A 22020-nucleotide genomic window follows, 5' to 3' on the forward strand; every position below is an offset into this window, starting at 1 on the left:
TAATTGACTTTCTAAGGTAACATATTTGACAAGCACTAAACTTGTAGTAACATATTAGATAACAACAAGAAAATGTGTTCGCATAGCGAGCTGATTAGACATTCATTGCTAATCGGCTTTTTTTGCGTAAAATTTTCTTGAATGTCCAAGGAGGCAATACAAATGAGTAATGCTATCGTATTAAATGAACGTAGTAGCCAACAAACAGGTTCGCAAATTCGTGGTCTAAGAAACAGTGGTCATATTCCTGCTACTGTGTACGGCAAAGACATTGGTAGTGTTTCTGTGATGGTGGAAGAGAAATTATTTTTAGCTACTATTAAAGAAAATCCTCGTGCTATTCTTATGGCTGATATCCCGCAAAAAGGTAAAAAGCCGGTTACGATTCAACATATTCAAAAAGATCCGATTAGTCGCAAAATCTTGCATATCGATTTTCACCAATTGAATATGAATGTAGCGATGGACACTAAAGTAACGATTCATTTCTCTGGCGAACCTATTGGTGTATACGAAGGTGGCGTTATGCAAGTTGAATTGTATGAAGTTGAAGTTCGCTGTATGCCTGATGATTTGCTAAGTGCATTTGAAGTCGATATTACCAAAGTCGGTATCGGTGATCATTTATTAGTATCTGATCTTGAATTCCATAAAGGAATTGAAGTATTAACAGATCCTACAGCTGTTGTAATCAAAGTATCTGCTGCGATTGAAGCTGAGCTAGAAGACGAATCAGCAGAAGCTACTCCAGTCGTTCCAGAAGTAGACAAACCATCAGCATAATCACTTTTTGTAGATTTTATGCGATATAAACTTATATTAAAATAAATCAATATCGTATATTGTACTTATTTTTTCTGAACTTATAAGTCTGCTAACACTTTATTATTGTGTGTTTAGTAGACTTTTTTGTGTTCACTTTCAAAATTGAAACGATGAAGCATGTGGAAACAATCCATACAGACCACCCGTATGAATAAATAAAATGTTTTGCATACCCTCGAATGTGCCTTTGCGAATTTCTTCTAATAACCCGTAAAAAGCTTTGCCCGTATATACAGGATCAAGAATCACACCCTCTAATGAAGCTAAGTCTTGGATACATTTTAATTCTTGCGGTTGACTCTGAGCATAGCCTTTCCCTACATAACCGTCTATGATTTCTATCGCTTTTAACGGTATATGTACAGGTTGATCGATATATTGCGAACTTTCTTGGATAACTGTAGAGATCGCTTTTTGAAAATATTGTTCATCATCACATACATTGATTCCTATGATCCGGTGCGAAGTTTCGAGTAGTTGTTGAGCTAGCAGTAATCCAGCATGTGTCCCACCCGACCCTAATGCTACAACAATCGCATCAAATGAAATTCCTAACTCTTTTTCTTGCTGTACGATTTCTTGTAGCGCTGTATAATATCCAAATGCACCGATACCACTGGAAGCTCCTTCTGGAATAACATAAGCTTGTTGTCCATGTGCAGAGACTTCACTAGCAATATTATTCATAATATCCATCCGGTGATCACGATACGCTTCACTACTAATCCAACGTACTTCGGCACCTAACAAATGATCCAATAGAACGTTTCCTTCATACGTATCAGGTTGCTCACCACGCAATACAACGATAGCTTTTAAGCCTAACTTTGCTGCTGCCGCGGCGGTAGCCCGACAATGATTAGATTGAATCCCTCCACAAGTGATCAATGTATCGCACCCTTGATCCAGTGCTTCACGAATACAATATTCCAGCTTACGAATCTTGTTACCTGCAAATTCAGTTCCTGTCTGATCATCTCGTTTGATATACAAAGAAGGCCCTTGCAACTGTGCAGATAAACGATCTAATTTTTCTATCTTGGTCGGTAGATTAGCCAGTACCACCCGTTCTGGAAGATGAATCATAAGTTAGACCTCCTTATTAAACACTAGCATTAGAGCAACCAGTTCAATATTGATTGCATCAATCATAATCCTATCTATTACCTTCTTTTTGATAAAAACAAACAATCGGTAGTATGTTGTATTTATTTTCTATGACTATCTTTATAAATATACGCATTAGCTGATTTAATGTATTGTTACTGGCTCTTCCAAAAGTATCATCTTTATAAGTTTAAGAAGTTAAATAAACAAAGTATAAAATAGCTAAAATGAGTATTACAAATGCTATACTTATCGAACTTTTATCCGAAAAATCAATATCTGGCTTAATGATTCGTGTAAGTTTAAACATAAATGTATAACCAGCTACAGCAATAATCGCAAATAGTATAAGGGTAATGTCCATTATATTCTCCTTTATCAATATATGATTTCATTCTGTTCTATTATATAAGGTATGAGTATAACTAAAAAAAGACACTACATAAAGTCAGTGTCTGGCAAGTTGGGCTTTTTTACGTTTGCGGTATACTTGATAGCCTTTGCGTACGCCTTCTAACATGACGCCAGGAACAGGAAATAAAATGCGGGAAGCTACTGGTAAATACAAACGGTAATAGGCTTTTTTGAAGTCGCTCCACATTTTACATTCTTCTTGTTTGTAAAAGTCAGAGATATCGACGATTAATCCTCGTCCATTTTCGACCATAACATTTTTGCCATGAATATCGTGAGGGCGTAATCCTTTGGAGCGAGCATAATCTATTGCTGCATCAATATCTTTGATCGCTTGCTCGGATACGAGAATCCCTTTTTTCATACATTCATAGACGGTTACACCACGTAGACGTTTCAATATCAAAAAGTTCGCCCCTACATAATAACAAGCAGAATAGGCAGGATGTACGCCTAGCTTTTCATATACTTTAGCTTCTTCTTGTAAGCCGGGCTTACCGACTGCATATACTTTGACAGCATAATCTTCATAATCAGGATGATAAAATACAGCAGCATAATTCCCTGCACCGAGTAAAATCCATGGCTGAGGTGCATTTTTTACTTTTACAGGCTCCATAAAATGAAAACTTTCTACTATCACATTAGCGATTAATTCATCCGTTACCTGCTGTAATAATTTTTCCATCTAATACGCTCCCTATAGCTTCATTCGTAAAGTCATTATTCGTAAAGTCATTATTGTGTGGCTACATATGTAAATGCTGTAGATAATCTACTATATTATTTTACGTTATAATGTGGCAAAAGGCATCATTATTTAATCTATTTATAGTATAAATGATATTCAATCTGTTGATCATATGACCCTATAATTGATCTATGCTATACTCTTGTAGATGAGTACATATAGAAAGGAGTTATCAAATGAATACATATGAAATTGTAGCTATAATTGCGCTTGTGTTGTCCGTACTGTTGTTATTGCGCGTCATAAGCTTGCAAAGTCAGCTGAATGAAATGAAATCAGATCTAGAATGGCTCAAAAATCGACCGGGTAATGGAGGGCTGACTTCTACCCATCGTCCCAAACCTCTCTCATCGTCTACAAGTGCTCCAGAACATACAAGCGTACCCTCAACGATAGATCAAGCTTCATTTGAAGAACGGATATTGTTTTTGACTCATGAAAACAAAAAAATTCAAGCGATCAAAGAAGTACGGGAAGTTCGTGGTTGGGGACTGAAAGAAGCTAAAGATTATGTAGATCAACTAGAAAATGAATACAAACAAAAAAACCTGTAAGCACGCTTTATGTGTTTACAGGTTTTTTTTATGTGCTAAACTTCTTTGCATATAAGCACTTTTTGGATACATAAGCTCGTTTAGTTGTATATCCAAAATCTTTATAGGAAATCTGCGTTACTGTACAAATTATACATCGACAGTGTTGGCTACTTTAGGCCACTGTCCGATAAATTCGTCTTCTGCATAAGCAAAGAATTGATGTAAAATATCTGCTCGATCATCTAAAAATAATTCGTCAGCTATCGCCCCGACTAACTTCGGTATCGCAAAGCGCATCCCTGAAATCGCAGAAGCCGACAACCCACAACTGACCAATGCAGAATAGTTAAACACATACAGCCCATGTAATTTGTCTTTCCCTACTTCATCCCTGCTCTGTAATGCAAACCCCAGACTAAGATAAGGATGAGCATCCAATAGTGGATTCGCAACTTCTGCTGGTGGTGTATATTTGTCACTCCAACGTGCAATATAAGGTTCTACCTCTTTCAATTCTGGACGCAACGCTGGATCACTTAACAATCCTGTACTGATAATTAAAAAGTCGAACGAAAATGTACCTTGAGGTGTAGTGACAACAGCTTGGTCGCCCACTTGCTCTACTTTTAGCCACGGTGCGCCTAAATGAAGTTGAAATCCATCCCAAGCCGATGCACGTTCAAATGTATCATTGGTAGGTGGTTGATTATATTTGAAAAAGTGCCCGATAGCTGCATATTTATCTTCATCTTGTAAAGCGGCAAACCGTTCGATCATCCCCGAGACTTCCATTTGGCGAATAGGATTAATACGCGGTAGATGTTCACGTCTTACAAATACATGAGCTTCACCGACACCTTGAGAAAGTGCAAAATTCGTATTATCAAAAGCAGAAGCTCCACCGCCTAATACAGCGACTTTTTTACCTCGTAATGGTTCGAAATCAATATTTGCCGAAGTATGAGCATAGAGATGTGCAGGTAAATGATCACGAATCATCGGTGGCACATGCCATTCTCCGCCTCCTTGTATGCCTGTTGCCAACACTACTTTGCGTGCTAACAATATATCTGTAGATGATTCAGTTGATGATTGTGTACTTTCAATATGCAGACGATGAACCCCCTCTTCAGTCGGTTCAATCCGCTTCAAGCGTGTATGATTACGCACTGGAAGATTCAGAATCTGACGATACCAGCGTAGATAATTCATCCAATCTCCACGTGGAATTTTATTGACTGCTTCCCATCCTTCTGCACCTGTCTGCGCTTCCCACCACGAACGGAATGTTAATGAAGGAATACCTAGATCAATCGAAGTTAAATGCTTGGGTGTACGCAACGTTACCATCCGCGCATACGTTTCCCAGGGGCCTTCGACGCCTTCTTTATTTTCATCAATAATCAAAATATTCGATATCCGCTCACGCAACAATCCAAAACCTGCACCCAATCCACTCTGACCGCCACCTACAATAACCACATCATAGACATGTCCTTCAGGGTGTTGCAATGGACGTACCCAATCGGCTCCTCCATATGCTAGATAAGAAAGGTCTGTTTTCACACGTTGATTCAGTTCTGCCAAGCTCATACTCTCTCATCCTTCCTGTGCTCTGTATCTATTTGAAGATAGAACAAATCTATATGATTCAGAATTGTTCTATATCAACTCTACTTTTATTTATTAAAGATTATTTTCAACTTTCGAATTTTGATGTAAGAATTGCTAAGGAATAGACTTATTATATATGTATTATTCTTATTTTTAAAAGTTAATGATAGATTTATTGTCATCATTTCTAAATAAGAAGGTGCAAATTGGTAGAAATAACGAATGTAATTTCAAATTTTATAAATTATATGTCAGTTAATATTCCATTGTAGTTTTTAGAAATAGTATATTCATCTATGTATCGCTTCAATATTTAACTTTTCTCACTCTTCATTTCTTACCATTTGAACTACAAAACGTTTGAAAATGCTTGTTACAGCAAAAAGAACCTTTCTCTATAGGTAAGAGTAAAGGTTCTTTTTAGTATTATTTCTATGATTGTGTTGATTATGATTTGGCTAATGAACTCAAACTAGCTCCCTGTACAAATAGTCGCTCAATATGTTGCGCTACCGTAGGATCAGGGATTAATGGTGGAGCTTGATGAGGCTTAGTGCGTGCATCAATAATGACATTGTCGCAACCCCAATGCTTGTGCTTAGTAAAGCTATTTACTCCATATATATCATGAGATGGATTGCTACGTGTAAAGGTAACCCATAAGAAATTATCAATCGTCGCACTTAAAAATGGACTATCATCACACAAAATAATCAATGGACAATCTGGTAATTCGCCACGATCGGCAATCACCTGACATAGATCATTTAATTGCTGTTCGTTATGCTCATAATCTACAAAGCTAGCTCCTTGCAAAGCAACCACACCCGGCATGACCAGATGAGCTGTTCCACATTGTGGTAGATCATGTAAAATCGCCGGAACTTCTGTACATAACTCTCGCTTTGGCTCTCCTACAGCAGCGAAAATCACTTTACTACCTGTATTCAATCCTGTTCCTGAATAATCCAGTGTATCAATCGTTGTATTCGTATAGAAATGAATATCACGATGCAAATTAATTCGTTTCAAAATATAAGTAAGAAAATGTTCAACATCGTGAGAATCCAATATTTCTTCTTCTTCCGCTGTCATAAATAAGTACTTGGCAAGACTCAACTGTCCTGTACCTAGAATCCGATTGGCAATCGTTAAAATCTCAGCCGGTTGCTTTACTTTCTGGTAAGGGGTGTATCGTTCACTACCAACTGCAAATAGTAATGGATGTACACCTGCCGCATCAACAGCATGCACTTCTTTGACCCCGGGAATCTCTTGCTTGATCGCTCCACCTGTTAATTCATGAATCAAAGCACCAAAAGCTGTATCTTCTTGCGGTGGTCTGCCGACTACAGTAAATGGGAAAATAGCATTTTTGCGTGCGTATACTTTATGCACTCGTAACATCGGGAACTCATGTGTCAAACTGTAATATCCAAGATGATCGCCAAACGGCCCTTCAGGCTTTGTCTCATCCGGGTAAATCTCTCCTGTAATCACAAAATCAGCATCATTACTGATACAAAATTCATCTACATAACTGTAACTAAAGTGTCGCCCTGCTAACAATCCTGCAAATGTTAATTCACTCATTCCTTCAGGCAAAGGCATCACCGCAGATAATGTATGAGCTGGAGGCCCACCGATAAAACAGCTTACTTTCAGCGGTTTACCTTGACGATTAGCTTTCTCCTGATGAATCCCAATCCCCCGATGAATCTGATAATGGATACCGATCTCCCGATTCAATTCATACTCATTACCATTCAACTGCACCCGATACATACCTAGATTCGAGTTCATAATGCCGGGCTTTTCTGGATCTTCACTGTAAACCTGTGGCAAAGTCACAAAAGCTCCACCATCATCTTGCCAGTTCTGAATAAGCGGTAGATCAGCAATCTGAATTTCTTCAAAGTCGGCAGGTAATCCACTCGATTTTTTCAAAGGTAATGCTTTGCGAGCAGACAACCCTGTACCTACATATTGAAAAGGATGCTTCAGTGCTTGCATCGGATTATTGCGTAAAGCAATTACATTTTGCGTTGATTCCCATGTATCTCTAAAAATAAATTTGCTTCGTTCGACAGTGCCAAATAAATTAGAAACAGCACGGAATTTAGAACCTTTTACATTTTCAAAAAGCAGTGCAGGCCCACCTGCTTCAAATACACGCATATGAATCGCAGCCATCTCTAGATAAGGATCAACTTCTTCACGAATCCGAATCAGATGCCCGTTTTTTTCCAGATCATTCACACATTCTTCCATATTCCGGTAGTTCATATTCCAGCTCCATTCTGCGTTCATTACTTGATCTATAATATCAGTTTACATTGGTTAAAATTTGATTTAAAAATAAGTATATATGTTATATCCCCATTATGGCATGGCGTAACGATATAGAGATGGTACTATTATGTGAACATGAGATCACTTCTTTTTAGTGTACGATATAATGCTGCAAAACGCATCTTATACGCTACATACGAGTCAGAATGATTTTTTACAGTATATATGTTATATCCCACTCTCTATTTTCCGATATTATGTCTATGGATGTCTCTCACTTTCTAATAAAGGATGATCTATGTATGAAATTATTCAAAACATCTGTGTATGTGGTTACGGGCCTTGTAACGACAGTAGCGATTGCGCTTATCTTGATGGCAGTGTATTCGGATCGAAATTTCTTCTCATCTTTTACCACTGCACAAGCAGATCGCTTGGGAGATTCTATTCAAGGAACTTCCAACGTAACAGTAAATCCACCATTATCCGCAGATCAACTTCCACCTGTAGAACAATTTGCTTCGATTGCCAAAAAAGATCATTATCAAAATAAAGTGGCTGTACTGATGTATCATGATATTGATCCGATCAAACAAGGTGGAGATATTATTACACCTGCTCTTTTTGCTTCTCAATTGGATTATTTGCGTTCTAAAGATATGAATTTTATTTCACTGGAACAATTCCGTCTTTTTATGAAAGGTGGCAAAGTACCGGATAATGCGGTCTTAGTTACATTTGACGATGGATATGAGAACTTCTATACTACAGCGTATCCGATTATGAAAGAGCGCCATATTCCGGGGGTAAGCTTTGTGATTACAGGAGATTTCAGTAAAGGCGCTCTTGTAGCCACTCCTCATATGACCAAAGCCGAAATTAAAAATATGACTAGCTCTGATCCGAATATGGAAGTTCAAGCGCATACCGACAAATTACATTATAAAACAAGCGATACTACTGATGCCCTTACAGCTCCACTGGTAAAAGATGGCGTAACCGAGACCCATGAACATTATCTAGCACGGATTGAGAACGATCTTAGACGCTGTGTAGAAGCACTTCGTCCGCTTACTCCTCATGTGATTAATACATTTGCGTATCCTTACGGATTGCATACACCAGAAGTAAAGAAAGTCGCTCAAAACGTAGGTATTCGTTATGCTTTTACAACTGAGCTTGGTCTGGTGACACGTGATACCGATCTTATGACGATTCCACGTATCAATGGTGGCTCTCCACTGATCGATCCAGAGCGTTTATATAATTCAATCATGTGGGAAAACAAACTACCTGGACGCAATCTATTTATTCCTGATTCGATCCAGCATAGTGGTCGTGAAGCGGGGGAATCGGAAAAGTCTGACACTTCTAAATAAAGAATATGATCCGCAATTAAATACAATCTAGTACCTGTATGAAAATGAATCCGTATAGGTATACCGTCCGCTATCAGTTACTCTAGATAGCGGACTTTTAGGTTGTACTTTTACATATAACAACTACTCAATTACGATAATGCTAAAATAATAAGCTGACACTTTTCTTCCAATTCTATACAATAGATATGGAAATAAGTTTGGTGAAAGAGGGGGCAATTGATGTTAGAAAAAAAGGTGACCTGGCTAGAGTTGTTTTATGATCTGTTATTTGTAGCTGCGGTATCCAAAGCGACCCATGTCTTACTTCATGTAGAACATGGTGGCATTTCACTCGAACAGTTAGGTAAGTTTTTACTTATTTTTATTCCGATCTGGTGGGCTTGGGTCGGGCAAAGTGTATACAACAATCGCTTTGGCAAAGACAGCACCAAAGATCGGATATTTATGATTGTGCAGTTATTTTTTGTACTGATTATGACCGCCAGTCTCAATATCGATTTTGATTCAAATTACATACCTTTTCTGATCGGATATATTGGGCTCAGGGCATTGATGGTTATTCAATACATGATCACCACTACGCAGGAGAAGCATCATCGCCAAGAAACGGCTCGTTTTTTCGGAACGTATTTCTGGGTCGGGATTGTTATTTCATGTTGTTCTTTATTTTTCGATTCATGGATTCGTTATCTTATTTTGTACGCAGGTATAGCTGTCGATATTATTGTGCCTTTGATCGGTCGCAAAAATCTGGTCAAAACGCCGATTCATACTGCACATTTGCTAGAGCGATTTGCTTTATTCACATTAATCTTATTAGGAGAGTCCGTAATCAGTATGTTGTCTGTACTGCAATCTGATCAATTCACTCCTTCGTCGATCTTGTTTGCAGCAATGGCATTTGTGTTGATTATTGCGATCTGGTGGCAATATTTCGAAAATGTCGAGAAGCATGTGGATAAAGAAAAACAAACTGCCGGGCAAACGATTATGTATGGGCATCTATTTATTTACTTTTCACTAAGTATGATTGCTGCTGCGATTCAATTGCTTTTTTTAGAGCAACTTTCGTATCTATTTATTTTGAGCTTTACCTTTGCGTCTGTATTGATTTACTTTTTAGCAGTGATGATCGTATTCCACCGCTATCGCTACCATAATTTCAAGCCACGATTTCAAGTGATGATCGGACTTGCACTGACACTCGGTGTATTATTTGCTTTCGATTGGTTGGTGATGGTATCACCGCATGTGGTATTAGCGGAATTGATGGTGTTCTTTATTGTATTTGCTAAAGTCACTACGTAATATGTGTATCGTTAGACTTATAATTTATTGGTAGTGGATCATTTACCAAACACTTGCAAAATCCCTGTACTCCTTCCTTGATCAAGGTTAGAATGCAGGGATTTTTTTAGATATCATAACTATTGCTAGTGATGCTTAGACTGATCATAAATTGGCTGCAATTCGTTGTTCGATTCCACTTAGAAAAATATCCAGCCCCGCTTCAAACATCTCATCTGTACCTACTTCTCCAAATAAGCCATTGGTATACATTCTGCGAATAATACTGACTTTTTCAGGAGGGACTTGTTCAAATGCACGAAGTGCCCATTCTTCTAGCGACTGTTGATTTTCATCTTCCAACTCATTCTCTACTTGTTGACGTTCATACTCGTCTAATTCATGACACAATACATAGTTAATAATACAGATAATATAGTTAAACTTTTCTTTATCTGTAAGAGAGAGTGGTTCTAGAGCTTGTAGAAATTGATCAATCATCTGTAAATAATCACTTTCTAAAGGCAATGTTTGCATTAATAATTGTGCAGAGCAAGGATACTTTTTTAATTGATTACGCATCGTAACAGCATAATGATGTAATTGTTCTTTCCAATCTCCCTGTGGTTCCATAGCCAGAAGAACATCTTTGGCTACATGATTGGCTAGTGCCTGAAAAAGCAATTGTTTGCTTTTAAAATACCAATAAATCGACGGTGCTTGAATTCCGATCAGCTTGGCTAATTTACGCATACTGAACTTTTCAATTCCGTCTTGAGTTAACAATTCCCACGATGCTTCTAACACTCTGGCTTCTGTAACCGCTAATTTTTTATTCATGTCATCCCTCTTATCTAACCCTGCAAGATGGGTATTTACTTCTTATTGGTTCATGATACCATCTAACAGTGTTAGATTCAACTTGTAGGGTTAGAATGATAGTCTACATATTTTAATTTGATGATTCTGATTTCAAATTATGACTTATTAGCTTAGATAATTACAATATATTAAATTGCTAAATATTGAATTAACATAAAAAAAGTCTGCTTACCCCTTTTTAAGGAGCACAGCAGACTTTTTATTGTATCGTAGCAATAATTTATTCAAATATCTCTATTCCAAAACTGCTCCATTACTCTCAATCACTTTCTGATACCAGAAAAAGCTATCTTTACGTGAGCGATCCAGTGTGCCTTTACCTTCGTTGTCTTTATCCACATAGATAAATCCATATCGCTTCTTCATCTCGCCTGTACCGGCACTCACAAGGTCGATACAACCCCATGGCGTATAGCCGATCAGTTCGACTCCATCAGCGATCGCTTCTTGCATTGCGACCACATGTTGCTTCAAATACTCAATCCGGTAATCGTCATGAATACTGCCATCTGTTTGTACTTCATCGATAGCACCCAGACCATTTTCTACAAGCATTAATGGAATCTGATAACGGTTATAAATATTATTTAGTGACCAGCGTAATCCTTGTGGATCGATCTGCCATCCCCAATCACTTGCTTTAAGGTACGGGTTTTTGAGTCCCATCGAGAGATTACCGCCTACTTGTTCTTGATCAGGATCAGCGCTCACACAAGTGGAAGAATAATAGCTAAATGTATAATAATCGACACAGCCTTCTTTCAAAGTCTGCTCATCTTCCGGTTCGATCACAAGCTCAATCCCATGATCTGCAAAATAACGCTTAGCAAAGCCCGGATAAGCTCCTCTCACTTGTACGTCTGAACACAAGAAGTTCGTTAAATTATCTTTCTGCTGCGCTAAAATCACATCTTCTGGATTCGAAGTCAGCGGATACGAACACATATAAGCAATCATACAACCAATTTTGAAATCAGGATTGATCTGATGCCCTAACTTCACAGCTTGAGCACTAGCGACAAATTGATGATGAAGTGCTTGATAACGTGCTTGCGGATCATCTTGTGATGTATCGACTAATTCTCCATTGCCTTCGGGAATCATCGCTCCAGCTAGAAATGTTCCAAACGGTAGCGTCAAAATATTGATTTCATTAAAGGTCAACCAGTATTTCACTGTGTCTTTGTACCTTGTAAATAAAGTCTCGCAATAACGTGTATAGAACTCTATCAGACGACGATCTGACCAACCGTTGTACTTTTTCGCCAAATCAAAAGGTGCTTCATAGTGAGATATCGTTACTAATGGCTCAATATTATGCTTTTTCAATTCAGCAAATACTTGATCATAGAACTGTAATCCTTCTTCATTAGGTTCCAGATCATCGCCATTCGGGAAAATACGTGACCACGCGATCGACATGCGGAACACTTTAAATCCCATTTCACCAAAAAGAGCAATATCTTCTTTATACCTATGGAAATAATCAATCGCTTCATGGCTCGGATAGTTTAATGCAGGATCGAGTTCCGTTGTGATTCGGCGAGAAGTGGTATGTGTACCTGCAGTTAACATATCCGAAGTGCTTAGACCTTTCCCACCTTGATCATATCCGCCTTCTAGCTGATTCGCTGCTGTCGCTCCTCCCCATAGAAATCCTTTTGGAAATGTAGGCTGTAATGCGCTCATTGTGCAATTCCTCCTGTTAGATAGTCGTCAGTATATTAGATCAAAACAGTGATCAGATCTTCTTTGAAATGAATCGCTTGTTTATCTGTCTGTACTACATCTTGGAAATTAGCTGTATTGGAAATAATGACCGGTGTAGTCACGATATATCCAGCGGCTTTGATCGCTTCGATATCGAATTCCATCAATAATTGTCCTTTGGTAACGATATCGCCTTGTTTTACTTTTGGTGTGAAATGTTTGCCTTTTAACTTCACGGTATCTTGTCCTACATGGATCAAAATATCGACTCCATGATCACTGGTGATCCCGAGTGCATGCCCTGAGGACAACATCGAAGTTAATACGCCATCAACAGGCGAATACACTTTACCTTCAGACGGTTCAATCGCTATCCCTTTACCAAGCGCACCAGAAGAAAATGCTTCATCTTCTACCGCACTAAGTGGAAGAATCGTTCCTTGTAATGGACTTGCAATCGTTTCTTGAGCGATTTGGATCGTTGTTTTGGGTGCTTGTGGTTCTGTGACTTTTGCTGTTTCTTTATCGTCTTGGAACATAGCATACATAATGGCAAATCCAAGCACAAAGCTAACTCCAATACCGATCAACATTCCATAAAATCCAGCATCGATACCATTTGGACCGATATAACTTGGAATCCCGAAAATACCTAATCCACCCATAATATAAGCTTTAGTACCTGCAAAACCAATAATACCTCCACCTACCGCAGCCGCTATACAACTGATAATAAATGGTTTTTTACGAGGAAGCGTGATTCCATAGATCGCAGGCTCTGTTACACCGAAAATACCCGAGATAAATGCCGGAATCGAAAGCGATTTGAGTTTGACATTTTTCGTTTTAAGTAAGATCGCTAGTACAACACCTGTCTGTGCAAATGAAGCGCCGAACATCCCTGCTAAAACAGGATCGAATTTCATCACTGTTAAGTTATTGATCACAATCGGAACCAGACCCCAGTGTAAGCCGAAAATAACAAATACTTGCCAGAACGCACCGATCAACATTCCTTCAATAATCGGGCTTAAATTATAGACAAATAGTGTGCCTGCCCCTAACAATTGACCTGCCCATGTAGCGATAGGTCCAATAATAAGTAGCGTTAACGGAACAATAACAAGCAATGTACAGAACGGAACCAAGAATGTACGAACAACACTTGGAATAATTTTTTTGAAAAATACTTCTAATTTCGAACCTACATACGTTGCTAAAATAATCGGAATAACACTAGACGAATACGTCATCAAAATGACAGGAATTCCTAAAAACGTAATATGGATCGGCGATTCAAACAATGTACCTGCAAATAAAGTATACAATGGAGCGCCAGCGGTTAAGCCACTAAGCGAAGGGTAAACCAATGTTGCTCCAATCGCCATCCCGATAAATATGTTGGCATTGAACTTTTTCGCAGCTGTATAACCAAGAAAGATAGGAAAGAAATAAAATAGACAGTCACCTAATGCATTAAGAATCTGGTACGTTCCTGATTCTGTGGTTAACACATGTAGTGCAAGCAATAATGCGGTAAATCCTTTAATCATCCCTGTTGCACATAACACGCCCAGAATCGGAGTAAATACGCCAGAAATCATATCAATAAAACGGTTAAATAAACTTACCTTTTCATCACTAGATGTATCTTGTGCTGTATCAGCTTGAAAGCCTCCGACTGCATTTACTTCGGCATACACATCAGGTACATGGTTACCAATAACGACCTGATATTGTCCACCACTCTGAATAACAGTTACAACACCATCCATATTTTTAAGTACATCCGTATTTGCTTTGCTCTCGTCTTTTAATTTAAAACGTAATCGTGTGATACAGTGTGTCAAACTATTTACATTGTCCCGACCACCGATATTGTGGATAATGTCTTTTGCCAATTGTTCATATTTCATGGGATATCGCTCCTTTGACAGTGAAGTACGAAAAAAGGCAAAACCTAACTAGACCGCGTATAGTCATATACGATACGATCTGATTAGGTTTTGCCTGCATGACCAGTAACAATCCTATAGATATTCTGTTGAGTGTAGCTACATACTTAGCAGTGGTTCTCACTCTATAGTAAGCGCTTACTATAAAGCTATACTTATTGCTCCAGATCGAGATATAATACGCAAAAAGGCAAAACCCAACACATGTCAGACCTAGCTACATGTACTGGGTTTTGCCTTTTCAGTAACAATCCCTAAAACAAGAATATCATCGTTTGATTCATTTGGCAAGAGAAAAAGTATACGCTTACATTATTTATTTTTTAAGAGAGATGTGAGTGCTTTTTCTTTTTTCGAATAAGTCTTTTAATATCATAAATTTTCAAAATTCGTTCGTGATATTATGCCAGTTCGCCAGATTCGGTAACTTCTGCACTCCCCAGTAATTTAATAAAATTTGAATAATTTCCTGATGACTGGATGTGTGGTAAGCATAATGTTGAAAAGCCGATTTGTCGCCTTCAGGTACCAACCGAATCTCAATCACCATCCCTTCCCCTTCATGTTGCTCCGAAGCGGCTTGTATGTAGATACTGTGTTCGATGGGCTGACTTGGTGTGATAATGATATAGTCGTAGATACCTGTTTGGAAATCAAGAACGATATCTGAAATGACGGATGCTTCGATCGAGTCGTTGTCGTAGATCGTGCCGTTGCTGTCGATGGTGTAAGTAATATGTTGGTAGGACATAAGTTGGAACCTCCTGTAAGTGATATGTATTTGGATTAGTCTTATTATACGCAAAAAGTCCGCTAAACACGAAAGTGTCTAACGGATTTGATTATTATAAATTTGTATTAATTATAGGACCTTCTGAACCATAACCTTCAATAAAATAATTTTTAATATTTTTATTTCTCATTTTTATAGATAATAATTCTGCAAAATTACTATCATGAGTAGATATAATAAGTCTTTTTTTATTAGATTCAGAATCTAATATCGCTCTAAGCACATCAATAAATGCTAAAGTATTCAAATCATCCATACTTTGTATAGGATCATCTAGAAGTAGTTGATTAAATATACTATATTTTTGAGTTAAACCAATTCCTAAAAATGTACTCAAGGCAAGTATATTTAACTGAGCTTGACTAAAAATTTGATCCAGATATAAATTTTCTTTTAAGTCTTTACTTGCATAATGTGTGCCTTTATTATCTACAACAACTTTCAAATCTTTATATTGCGTATGAGGATTTATAGATTCATAAATCCAAGTAATTATTGGATGTCCTTGTAATTGTTCTCCTAAAATATTAGTTTGCTTTTGTTTAAGTTCGTTATATTTACCTCTGATTAAAATTTCTTTATTCGAGATTACTTCTAATTTACTCTCGATACTTAATAAATTAGCATCTAATTGTTCATATTGAGATAAAATATCATCGTATTCACTAGGTAATTTTATATTAACTAAATTTTCTAAATTTCTAATCATACATTTAATTAATAAAGAGTTTCTCTTGATATATAAAAAATCTTTATTAAATTTTTCTAAATTATCAGGATAATATTCTGCTATTAAATCTATATTTTTAATTATTTTGATTTTATTTATTACTTCATCCAAACTAGGTTCTTCTTCAAATTCTAATTGTTTAATATTAGCATCAAACCACTTTTGTTTGGTAAGCAATATTTCATCTAATTCATTTAAGTTTACATCCTTTAATTCAATCTCTTCTCCAAATAAAATCTTACAACCTTTTCTTAAAGTATCCCATTTACGAGAAATAAATTCAGATTCCTGTCTTAATTCATTCTTCTGAAGATTATCAACTTGTTGTAATTGATCTAAACTAACTTTTATCTTTCCAAAATTTAATAAGAAATCTTTAGTTAATAATTCTAAAAATGTCTCTAAATTTTCAATAACCTCTATATTTATTAAATGAACTATTTCTGTAAGTTCATCATCTAAAAGTGATCTTTGTTTCAATAAACGCTCTATATCATTATTTCCTTTAGCCATTGTATCATTTATAATAGATATGAGAATGAGAGCAGTATTATTACTTTCAGAATCATTAAAAGAAGAATAAGAAAAATCAGTATTAAGACATATTGGACATGATGTGATAGATTGTTCCTCTTGTTGAATATACGATTTTACTTGATTTAAGATTTCTTGATAATTTTTATTTAGAGTTGAAAATTCATTTATAAAAGAAGTATTTTCTTTCTGTCTCAAAAGTATATTTAAACGTTTTTCATCTAACTCATTATATCGTTTTTTCAAAGTTTCTATTTTTATTATATCCTTGATTGGAAAAATCAACTGCTCTTGTTCAATAATTTCTTTAAAGGAATCGATAAATTTATCTAATTTCATAAAATCATTGTCCATATTATTCCATATTTCTTGCGAAACTTCTTTTTTTTCTTTATTAATACTATGGATTAATAAACTAAATATAAATTGATTATCTGACAATATATTTAGTTTTTCTGAGTTATCTTTTATTCTCAATAAATTATTATTCGATTTTTCTTGATTCTTATTTTGTCTATCTTGCAATCCTATAATACCATTATTTTTTAATTCCCATACATAAGTACTTTTTTTCAACCAATTTTCTGCATCTTTTAAAAGATTTATTAATTTTATATTAGAACTACCTATATTAAAATTTCTTATTTTTTCTTCTAAATTATCTTTTTCTCTTATAGCTATTTCATAGATCTTGCTAGCCCCCCTAAAGACAGTTGTATAATCTTTATTTTCCGATTCTAGAGACAGATTGATTAATTTTAAGGGGATATTTGGAAATCGTTCTTGTCTTTTAACAAATGGAATTAATTTTGAATATAATTTTTTAAATTCATCTATATAACTTTCAAAATCATTATACCCTACGTCCTGTAAATATTTATTAACATTTCCTTTTTTTCTTCCAATCTCTACTATATTAGTGTTATAGTCATTTTTTTTCTTATTAAAAATGCTTCCACTTCTTAAATATACACCTAACTCATTTATATGATTTGATATCTCTTCTTGTTGCAAATATCTCATAAAAAATGATTTTCTATCTTCTGGTGAAGTTTTTCTAATAAAGTCAGTAATTCCTTCTTGTGAAAGAATATGTGCTCTCGTGAAATTTTTAATGTCATTTGACTCTGGAACTAAATACTGTAAAATTTCATTGTTTAAGACTATTTTAGCTTGCTCTCCTTTTTTAATAAGTTGTAAAGTAGAATTATAATTAGTACTATCTGTTACTGCTAAAGTATTACTAAAGCTGTTTCTGGTGATTTTATCTCCATTATTAAATAATATTTCCACTACAATTTCACGATTAGCTTGTACTTGTTCACTTGATTTGCTAGAGGAAAACTTTAAATAATGACTTTTATTTAAATCATGTACTGAGTATGCTCCACCATGCTCAGATTTATAAAATTTTTCTAGTCGTATTACATTATCTGTTAAGCACCATTCTATTGCTTCAAAAAATGATGTTTTTCCATGTCCGTTAAAACCATGAAATATAATCAACGGACTATCTAGTTCATCAAAAACAAAAAAGCGATCTGTCCGATTTAAATTCTCTCCATACCCTCTAAAGTTTTTGATTTTCACTTCTGATAAATACATTTAATTCTCCCTCTCTTATATTAATCAGTTTCTAATATATCTTTGATTTGTATTAACAAATTATTCACTTCATCTTTATTATATATTTCGTTATCACTAGAGTAATTGTGCAATAGTGTATTTAACACTCTTTCTGGAACAACTAAGTTATCAAATTGCGTTTTTAATTCTTCTTCTTCTTTATACTCGATAATTATTTTTCTTGCTATAAAACGATTTTGGTGAATCTTGGCTATTTCAACTTCATTAAATTTATCTTCATCTGATTTAATATAATGAAGACCAACTACATAAATATCCCATAAAAATTTGGAAAGATGTATATCATCTGCCTGCATTTTATTGTCCATATTTTTCATTTCTTTTTCTATTTTTGTTCTTAATTGCGGAATAAGATAGACAGTTTCCATCAATTCTTCTAATGTCTTAATATCTACAATAATAATTATTTTATCTTGATTTAAATTACAAACAATCGCATCTTTTAGTTCTTCAAATTTATAAACATCTTTTAATGCCAATATTGCTTCTAGATTTTCCAATTTTATTCCTCCATCAGTTCTTTAATAAAAGGACACTGCCCTCTATATGATAATTCTAAACATTCAGTACATTTATAACGAAATGATTTATAAAGTTCTTGATACTTCACATTTTCTGGTATTTTACATATATCAATAACAGTATTATTAATAATATCAGAACTTAATTGACAAATTTTACTATCAGTATTAAAAATTATTATTTCTCCACCTATTGCTTTTGTTAGTTCTAAATTTTCTCGTGTATGATCAATAAAGCTAGTTAGCATTAATTTAGAACTTTTTCTTTTAGAACTTGCTGATGGAACAGCACGTAAAGAAAAATTTAAATTTTCACCAATTTTTATGTTATTAAGATTTGGATAACTTATTATGCTTATCGGATGAATATTTTTTTTAGTTTTAGTCATCATTTCCGCCATAGATTGAAATAATTTTATTACTTCAAGTGGATAATTATTTTTATTATTCATAATAAATTTTTTCATAGTTGAATTCATACTAAATTGATCAATATGTGTATACAATTGTTCTTTCAGCTCAATTAATAAGCTCATTACATTATCAATAAGCTCTTCATGTCCATTTTCCTTTAAAACAATTTCATAACATCTGAGTTCTTCCTCAATCTCATCAATCATTTCTTTATATTCTAATTTTTCTAAATATTTAGTAGCAATTGTAGTATGATTTTCTATAATTTTTTTATAATCAGATACTTTTATAGTTCTTAATTTTGAATTTACAGTTGAATCAAAAAAAGCTTCTAATAACAAAAGTGTAATTTTATTCTTATCCAATTCTGTAAAGCTAGCATTATACTTTGATAGTTCATCACTAATAATTTTTTTCAAACTTTGAATTGATTCGTACTTTTCTATTTTTACAGTTGGAAATTCGAAATCAATTTGAGCAATAAAAGACTTTAATTTAGATTCAGTAAATTTTATATCTGGAATAATATAAAATAGATATTCTTCAGGATTAGAATGGCTAGACAAATATTTTAAAAGCTCTTTTTTGTATTTAAATTTTTTTAAGTTAGAATCAAATTTTTCTTTAAATTCCTTATATTTTCCTTCTTTCACAGGTTTTCTATCGACTGATTCGTAGATAAAACATTCTTTTATATAAGCTATATTTTCGTCGATACCTGTATTTGAGTTCCAATTTGTAAAAAAATCAAAATCCTTCTCGCTTATAGGAACATTACATAGAAATTTATACCTTTTTGAAGAATCAAATACTTGAGAATTTGAAAATAAATCATAAAAATTGTATATACTATGTGTAATTGCTTCTTTATATCTTGTAAAAGTAGAATCTTTATAAAATTTTGCTTCTATTACAATATCTTTCTCATTAATATTTGCTTCATTAAAAACTCTAATGTCAGCACCGTACTCAATAGCAACATAACTATCTTCTTTAGCGGGATTATTTAATAAAAGGCTAATCTCTTTGCATGCAATCAATACTTGATAATAAAATCCTGCTATAGAATGTTTAACATCTGTTGAAGTCATACCTATATCTCCATTTCAGATTAGTATATTTGAATCACAACTTTAGAACTATTATTTTGAAATTATACCATACATTTTTAGAATTATATAGAAAAAAAGGGATATAATTATTGCTACATTATGGATTACATACAAAATATAAACAAAAAATCCGCTAAACACGAAATGTGTCTAGCGGACTTTTATTTTATGGAGCCTAGGGGGATCGAACCCCTGACCTCATCGCTGCCAGCGATGCGCTCTCCCAGCTGAGCTAAGGCCCCATGAATATGAAATTGTAACTATGTAATGCAACAACTTTATTAATTTATCACATCCACCTATACCACGTCAAGAAACATCCTTTTGCACCTCTATCGCCCCTCTCTGCAACCTCAATTCATACTCGTAACACCGCAGTCTGTGACAAGCGGGTGACAGTTGGGCGGAAGCGTTGACTTTGGTTCTGTGTGTATTGGTATAATGAAGTATAGTACTCAGAAAAGAGGCGAAAGCATTGAAATTTAATACCACTTATGCCAAAGCAGGATTAGGATTACTCCTAATGTTGGTTTTTTTGACGGCTTGCGGACAGCCTAAAGAAACGCGTGCCGATATTTTCAATCCAAACGGGATCAAAACGATGCCGATCAATGATTCTTTTGGAACCGTTAGTATTCCTGTATCTCCAAAGCGTATTGCAGTCACTAGCCAGTATGCACTGGATTATCTGAATGCGATTGATGTGAATGTGGCACTGGCTCCTAAGCCGACTGAAAGCAATCCTTTTCCTATCTATATGACAGATGAAGAAAAGAACAATATTTCACTGATCGAAGGCGAAGGTACAGACATCAATCTGTCTGCACTCAAAGGGCAAAAGCCTGATCTGATCTTTACCAACAATAGCGATCGTGCCGTATACGATGAATTGTCCAAAATCGCACCTACGATCTATATTGCGCAAATGAATGATTGGCGTAGTGAGCTGTATAACTATGGCACAATCGTTGATAAAGAAACCGCAGTGAAGCAGTTTTTGAATGCATTTCAGCAAGCAACCAATGCAAGCAAATCGAAGCTAACGCCGATTATCGGTACATCCACTGTAGCAGCGGCTTCGATGACCAAAGACGGTATGACATTATACAACAATGCCAAAAATGGTGTCGGTGAAGTGATGTATCAGGATATGGCACTGAAAGCTCCGGCTAATTTGCCAACAGATACAGTATCTGCTCCAGCCACAGTTGCACAATTGCAAAGTGTCAATCCTGATTATCTGTTTATTTCGACAGGGGTTAAAAACGATACACCAGAAGCATTGACCAAACGCATGACAGCTACAGCAGATGGTGCTACATGGAATCAATTAACAGCCGTACAAAATGGGCATGTCTATATTGTAGATCCTTCCTTTTTCAATAATACCCCTCCTGCTAAAACGTATGTATTAGAAACGATTTTGAAAAAAGTAGAAGGTAACTCTTAATCTAGTCAGTCTTCTGAATGATGATTTTATAACAAAATTGCTTATATAAAAAACAACGGTGAAT

At 35.3% G+C, this 22020-nt stretch carries 16 protein-coding genes and 1 tRNA gene; 5 read left to right on the forward strand and 12 right to left on the reverse strand.

Features of this window, described 5'->3' with window-relative positions; translation table 11 throughout:
* The first annotated feature begins 162 nt into the window (after nucleotides 1–162).
* The gene (locus PQ460_RS16290; RefSeq protein WP_273615560.1) at nucleotides 163–783 is read left to right on the forward strand and encodes a 50S ribosomal protein L25; all 621 of its coding nucleotides are present in this window, start codon (nucleotides 163–165) and stop codon (nucleotides 781–783) included.
* Between the two features lie 138 nt (nucleotides 784–921).
* Here the strand turns inward: PQ460_RS16290 and PQ460_RS16295 are convergent, their stop codons facing one another.
* Nucleotides 922–1911: a D-cysteine desulfhydrase family protein gene (locus tag PQ460_RS16295; RefSeq protein WP_274170462.1), complete on the reverse strand. Its 990-nt coding sequence runs from the start codon at nucleotides 1909–1911 to the stop codon at nucleotides 922–924.
* A gap of 469 nt (nucleotides 1912–2380) precedes the next feature.
* Nucleotides 2381–3034, reverse strand: coding sequence for a serine/threonine protein kinase (locus PQ460_RS16300; protein ID WP_274170463.1), 654 nt, complete (start codon nucleotides 3032–3034; stop codon nucleotides 2381–2383).
* Nucleotides 3035–3273: 239 nt separating this feature from the next.
* Between PQ460_RS16300 and PQ460_RS16305 the strand changes: the two genes are divergently transcribed.
* Nucleotides 3274–3651 (forward strand): ribosomal protein L7/L12, encoded by a 378-nt coding sequence (locus PQ460_RS16305; RefSeq protein WP_274170464.1) that lies wholly within the window; start codon nucleotides 3274–3276, stop codon nucleotides 3649–3651.
* 129 nt (nucleotides 3652–3780) lie between these two features.
* On the opposite strand, the gene PQ460_RS16310 is transcribed toward PQ460_RS16305, so the two are convergent.
* Both PQ460_RS16310 and PQ460_RS16315 read right to left on the reverse strand, forming a co-directional pair.
* The gene (locus PQ460_RS16310; protein ID WP_274170465.1) at nucleotides 3781–5226 is read right to left on the reverse strand and encodes an FAD/NAD(P)-binding protein; all 1446 of its coding nucleotides are present in this window, start codon (nucleotides 5224–5226) and stop codon (nucleotides 3781–3783) included.
* A gap of 468 nt (nucleotides 5227–5694) precedes the next feature.
* Nucleotides 5695–7533, reverse strand: coding sequence for a UbiD family decarboxylase (locus tag PQ460_RS16315; RefSeq protein ID WP_274170466.1), 1839 nt, complete (start codon nucleotides 7531–7533; stop codon nucleotides 5695–5697).
* A 308-nt stretch (nucleotides 7534–7841) separates the two neighbouring features.
* Here PQ460_RS16315 and PQ460_RS16320 point away from each other — a divergent pair, with 308 nt between their 5' ends.
* Both PQ460_RS16320 and PQ460_RS16325 read left to right on the forward strand, forming a co-directional pair.
* Nucleotides 7842–8918: a polysaccharide deacetylase family protein gene (locus PQ460_RS16320; RefSeq protein ID WP_274170467.1), complete on the forward strand. Its 1077-nt coding sequence runs from the start codon at nucleotides 7842–7844 to the stop codon at nucleotides 8916–8918.
* Between the two features lie 222 nt (nucleotides 8919–9140).
* Nucleotides 9141–10229 (forward strand): low temperature requirement protein A, encoded by a 1089-nt coding sequence (locus tag PQ460_RS16325; RefSeq protein ID WP_274170468.1) that lies wholly within the window; start codon nucleotides 9141–9143, stop codon nucleotides 10227–10229.
* Between the two features lie 144 nt (nucleotides 10230–10373).
* On the opposite strand, the gene PQ460_RS16330 is transcribed toward PQ460_RS16325, so the two are convergent.
* From PQ460_RS16330 to PQ460_RS16365, 8 genes are all read right to left on the reverse strand, one after another.
* Entirely contained in the window at nucleotides 10374–11048 is a 675-nt protein-coding gene (locus PQ460_RS16330; RefSeq protein WP_274170469.1) for a TetR/AcrR family transcriptional regulator, read from the reverse strand.
* Between the two features lie 276 nt (nucleotides 11049–11324).
* A complete protein-coding gene (locus PQ460_RS16335; protein ID WP_274170470.1) occupies nucleotides 11325–12779 on the reverse strand; it encodes a glycoside hydrolase family 1 protein in 1455 nt (484 codons plus the stop codon).
* A gap of 35 nt (nucleotides 12780–12814) precedes the next feature.
* Entirely contained in the window at nucleotides 12815–14716 is a 1902-nt protein-coding gene (locus tag PQ460_RS16340) for a beta-glucoside-specific PTS transporter subunit IIABC (protein WP_274170471.1), read from the reverse strand.
* A gap of 421 nt (nucleotides 14717–15137) precedes the next feature.
* On the reverse strand, nucleotides 15138–15506 hold the full coding sequence (locus tag PQ460_RS16345; RefSeq protein ID WP_274170472.1) for a hypothetical protein: 369 nt from the start codon (nucleotides 15504–15506) through the stop codon (nucleotides 15138–15140).
* A 94-nt stretch (nucleotides 15507–15600) separates the two neighbouring features.
* A complete protein-coding gene (locus tag PQ460_RS16350) occupies nucleotides 15601–18417 on the reverse strand; it encodes an AAA family ATPase (RefSeq protein ID WP_274170473.1) in 2817 nt (938 codons plus the stop codon).
* Nucleotides 18418–18437: 20 nt separating this feature from the next.
* Nucleotides 18438–18959 carry an ABC-three component system middle component 1 gene (locus PQ460_RS16355; RefSeq protein WP_274170474.1) on the reverse strand — a complete coding sequence of 174 codons (522 nt, stop codon included), beginning with the start codon at nucleotides 18957–18959 and terminating at the stop codon, nucleotides 18438–18440.
* Nucleotides 18960–18961: 2 nt separating this feature from the next.
* Nucleotides 18962–20485, reverse strand: coding sequence for a hypothetical protein (locus PQ460_RS16360; RefSeq protein WP_274170475.1), 1524 nt, complete (start codon nucleotides 20483–20485; stop codon nucleotides 18962–18964).
* 190 nt (nucleotides 20486–20675) lie between these two features.
* Nucleotides 20676–20748 (reverse strand) — tRNA-Ala (locus tag PQ460_RS16365).
* Nucleotides 20749–20981: 233 nt separating this feature from the next.
* Between PQ460_RS16365 and PQ460_RS16370 the strand changes: the two genes are divergently transcribed.
* Nucleotides 20982–21956: an ABC transporter substrate-binding protein gene (locus PQ460_RS16370; protein WP_274170476.1), complete on the forward strand. Its 975-nt coding sequence runs from the start codon at nucleotides 20982–20984 to the stop codon at nucleotides 21954–21956.
* Nucleotides 21957–22020 lie beyond the last annotated feature (64 nt).

This window comes from Paenibacillus sp. KACC 21273, from assembly GCF_028736095.1.
GTDB classification, from domain to species: Bacteria; Bacillota; Bacilli; order Paenibacillales; family Paenibacillaceae; genus Saccharibacillus; species Saccharibacillus kyungheensis.

Excerpts from the sequence above, each read along its gene's own strand:
- PQ460_RS16290 (WP_273615560.1), top strand. The coding sequence starts at position 163 with ATGAGTAATGCTATCGTATTAAATGAACGTAGTAGCCAACAAACAGGT.
- PQ460_RS16295 (WP_274170462.1), bottom strand. The coding sequence starts at position 1,911 with ATGATTCATCTTCCAGAACGGGTGGTACTGGCTAATCTACCGACCAAG.
- PQ460_RS16300 (WP_274170463.1), bottom strand. The coding sequence starts at position 3,034 with ATGGAAAAATTATTACAGCAGGTAACGGATGAATTAATCGCTAATGTG.
- PQ460_RS16305 (WP_274170464.1), top strand. The coding sequence starts at position 3,274 with ATGAATACATATGAAATTGTAGCTATAATTGCGCTTGTGTTGTCCGTA.
- PQ460_RS16310 (WP_274170465.1), bottom strand. The coding sequence starts at position 5,226 with ATGAGCTTGGCAGAACTGAATCAACGTGTGAAAACAGACCTTTCTTAT.
- PQ460_RS16315 (WP_274170466.1), bottom strand. The coding sequence starts at position 7,533 with ATGAACTACCGGAATATGGAAGAATGTGTGAATGATCTGGAAAAAAAC.
- PQ460_RS16320 (WP_274170467.1), top strand. The coding sequence starts at position 7,842 with ATGAAATTATTCAAAACATCTGTGTATGTGGTTACGGGCCTTGTAACG.
- PQ460_RS16325 (WP_274170468.1), top strand. The coding sequence starts at position 9,141 with ATGTTAGAAAAAAAGGTGACCTGGCTAGAGTTGTTTTATGATCTGTTA.
- PQ460_RS16330 (WP_274170469.1), bottom strand. The coding sequence starts at position 11,048 with ATGAATAAAAAATTAGCGGTTACAGAAGCCAGAGTGTTAGAAGCATCG.
- PQ460_RS16335 (WP_274170470.1), bottom strand. The coding sequence starts at position 12,779 with ATGAGCGCATTACAGCCTACATTTCCAAAAGGATTTCTATGGGGAGGA.
- PQ460_RS16340 (WP_274170471.1), bottom strand. The coding sequence starts at position 14,716 with ATGAAATATGAACAATTGGCAAAAGACATTATCCACAATATCGGTGGT.
- PQ460_RS16345 (WP_274170472.1), bottom strand. The coding sequence starts at position 15,506 with ATGTCCTACCAACATATTACTTACACCATCGACAGCAACGGCACGATC.
- PQ460_RS16350 (WP_274170473.1), bottom strand. The coding sequence starts at position 18,417 with ATGTATTTATCAGAAGTGAAAATCAAAAACTTTAGAGGGTATGGAGAG.
- PQ460_RS16360 (WP_274170475.1), bottom strand. The coding sequence starts at position 20,485 with ATGACTTCAACAGATGTTAAACATTCTATAGCAGGATTTTATTATCAA.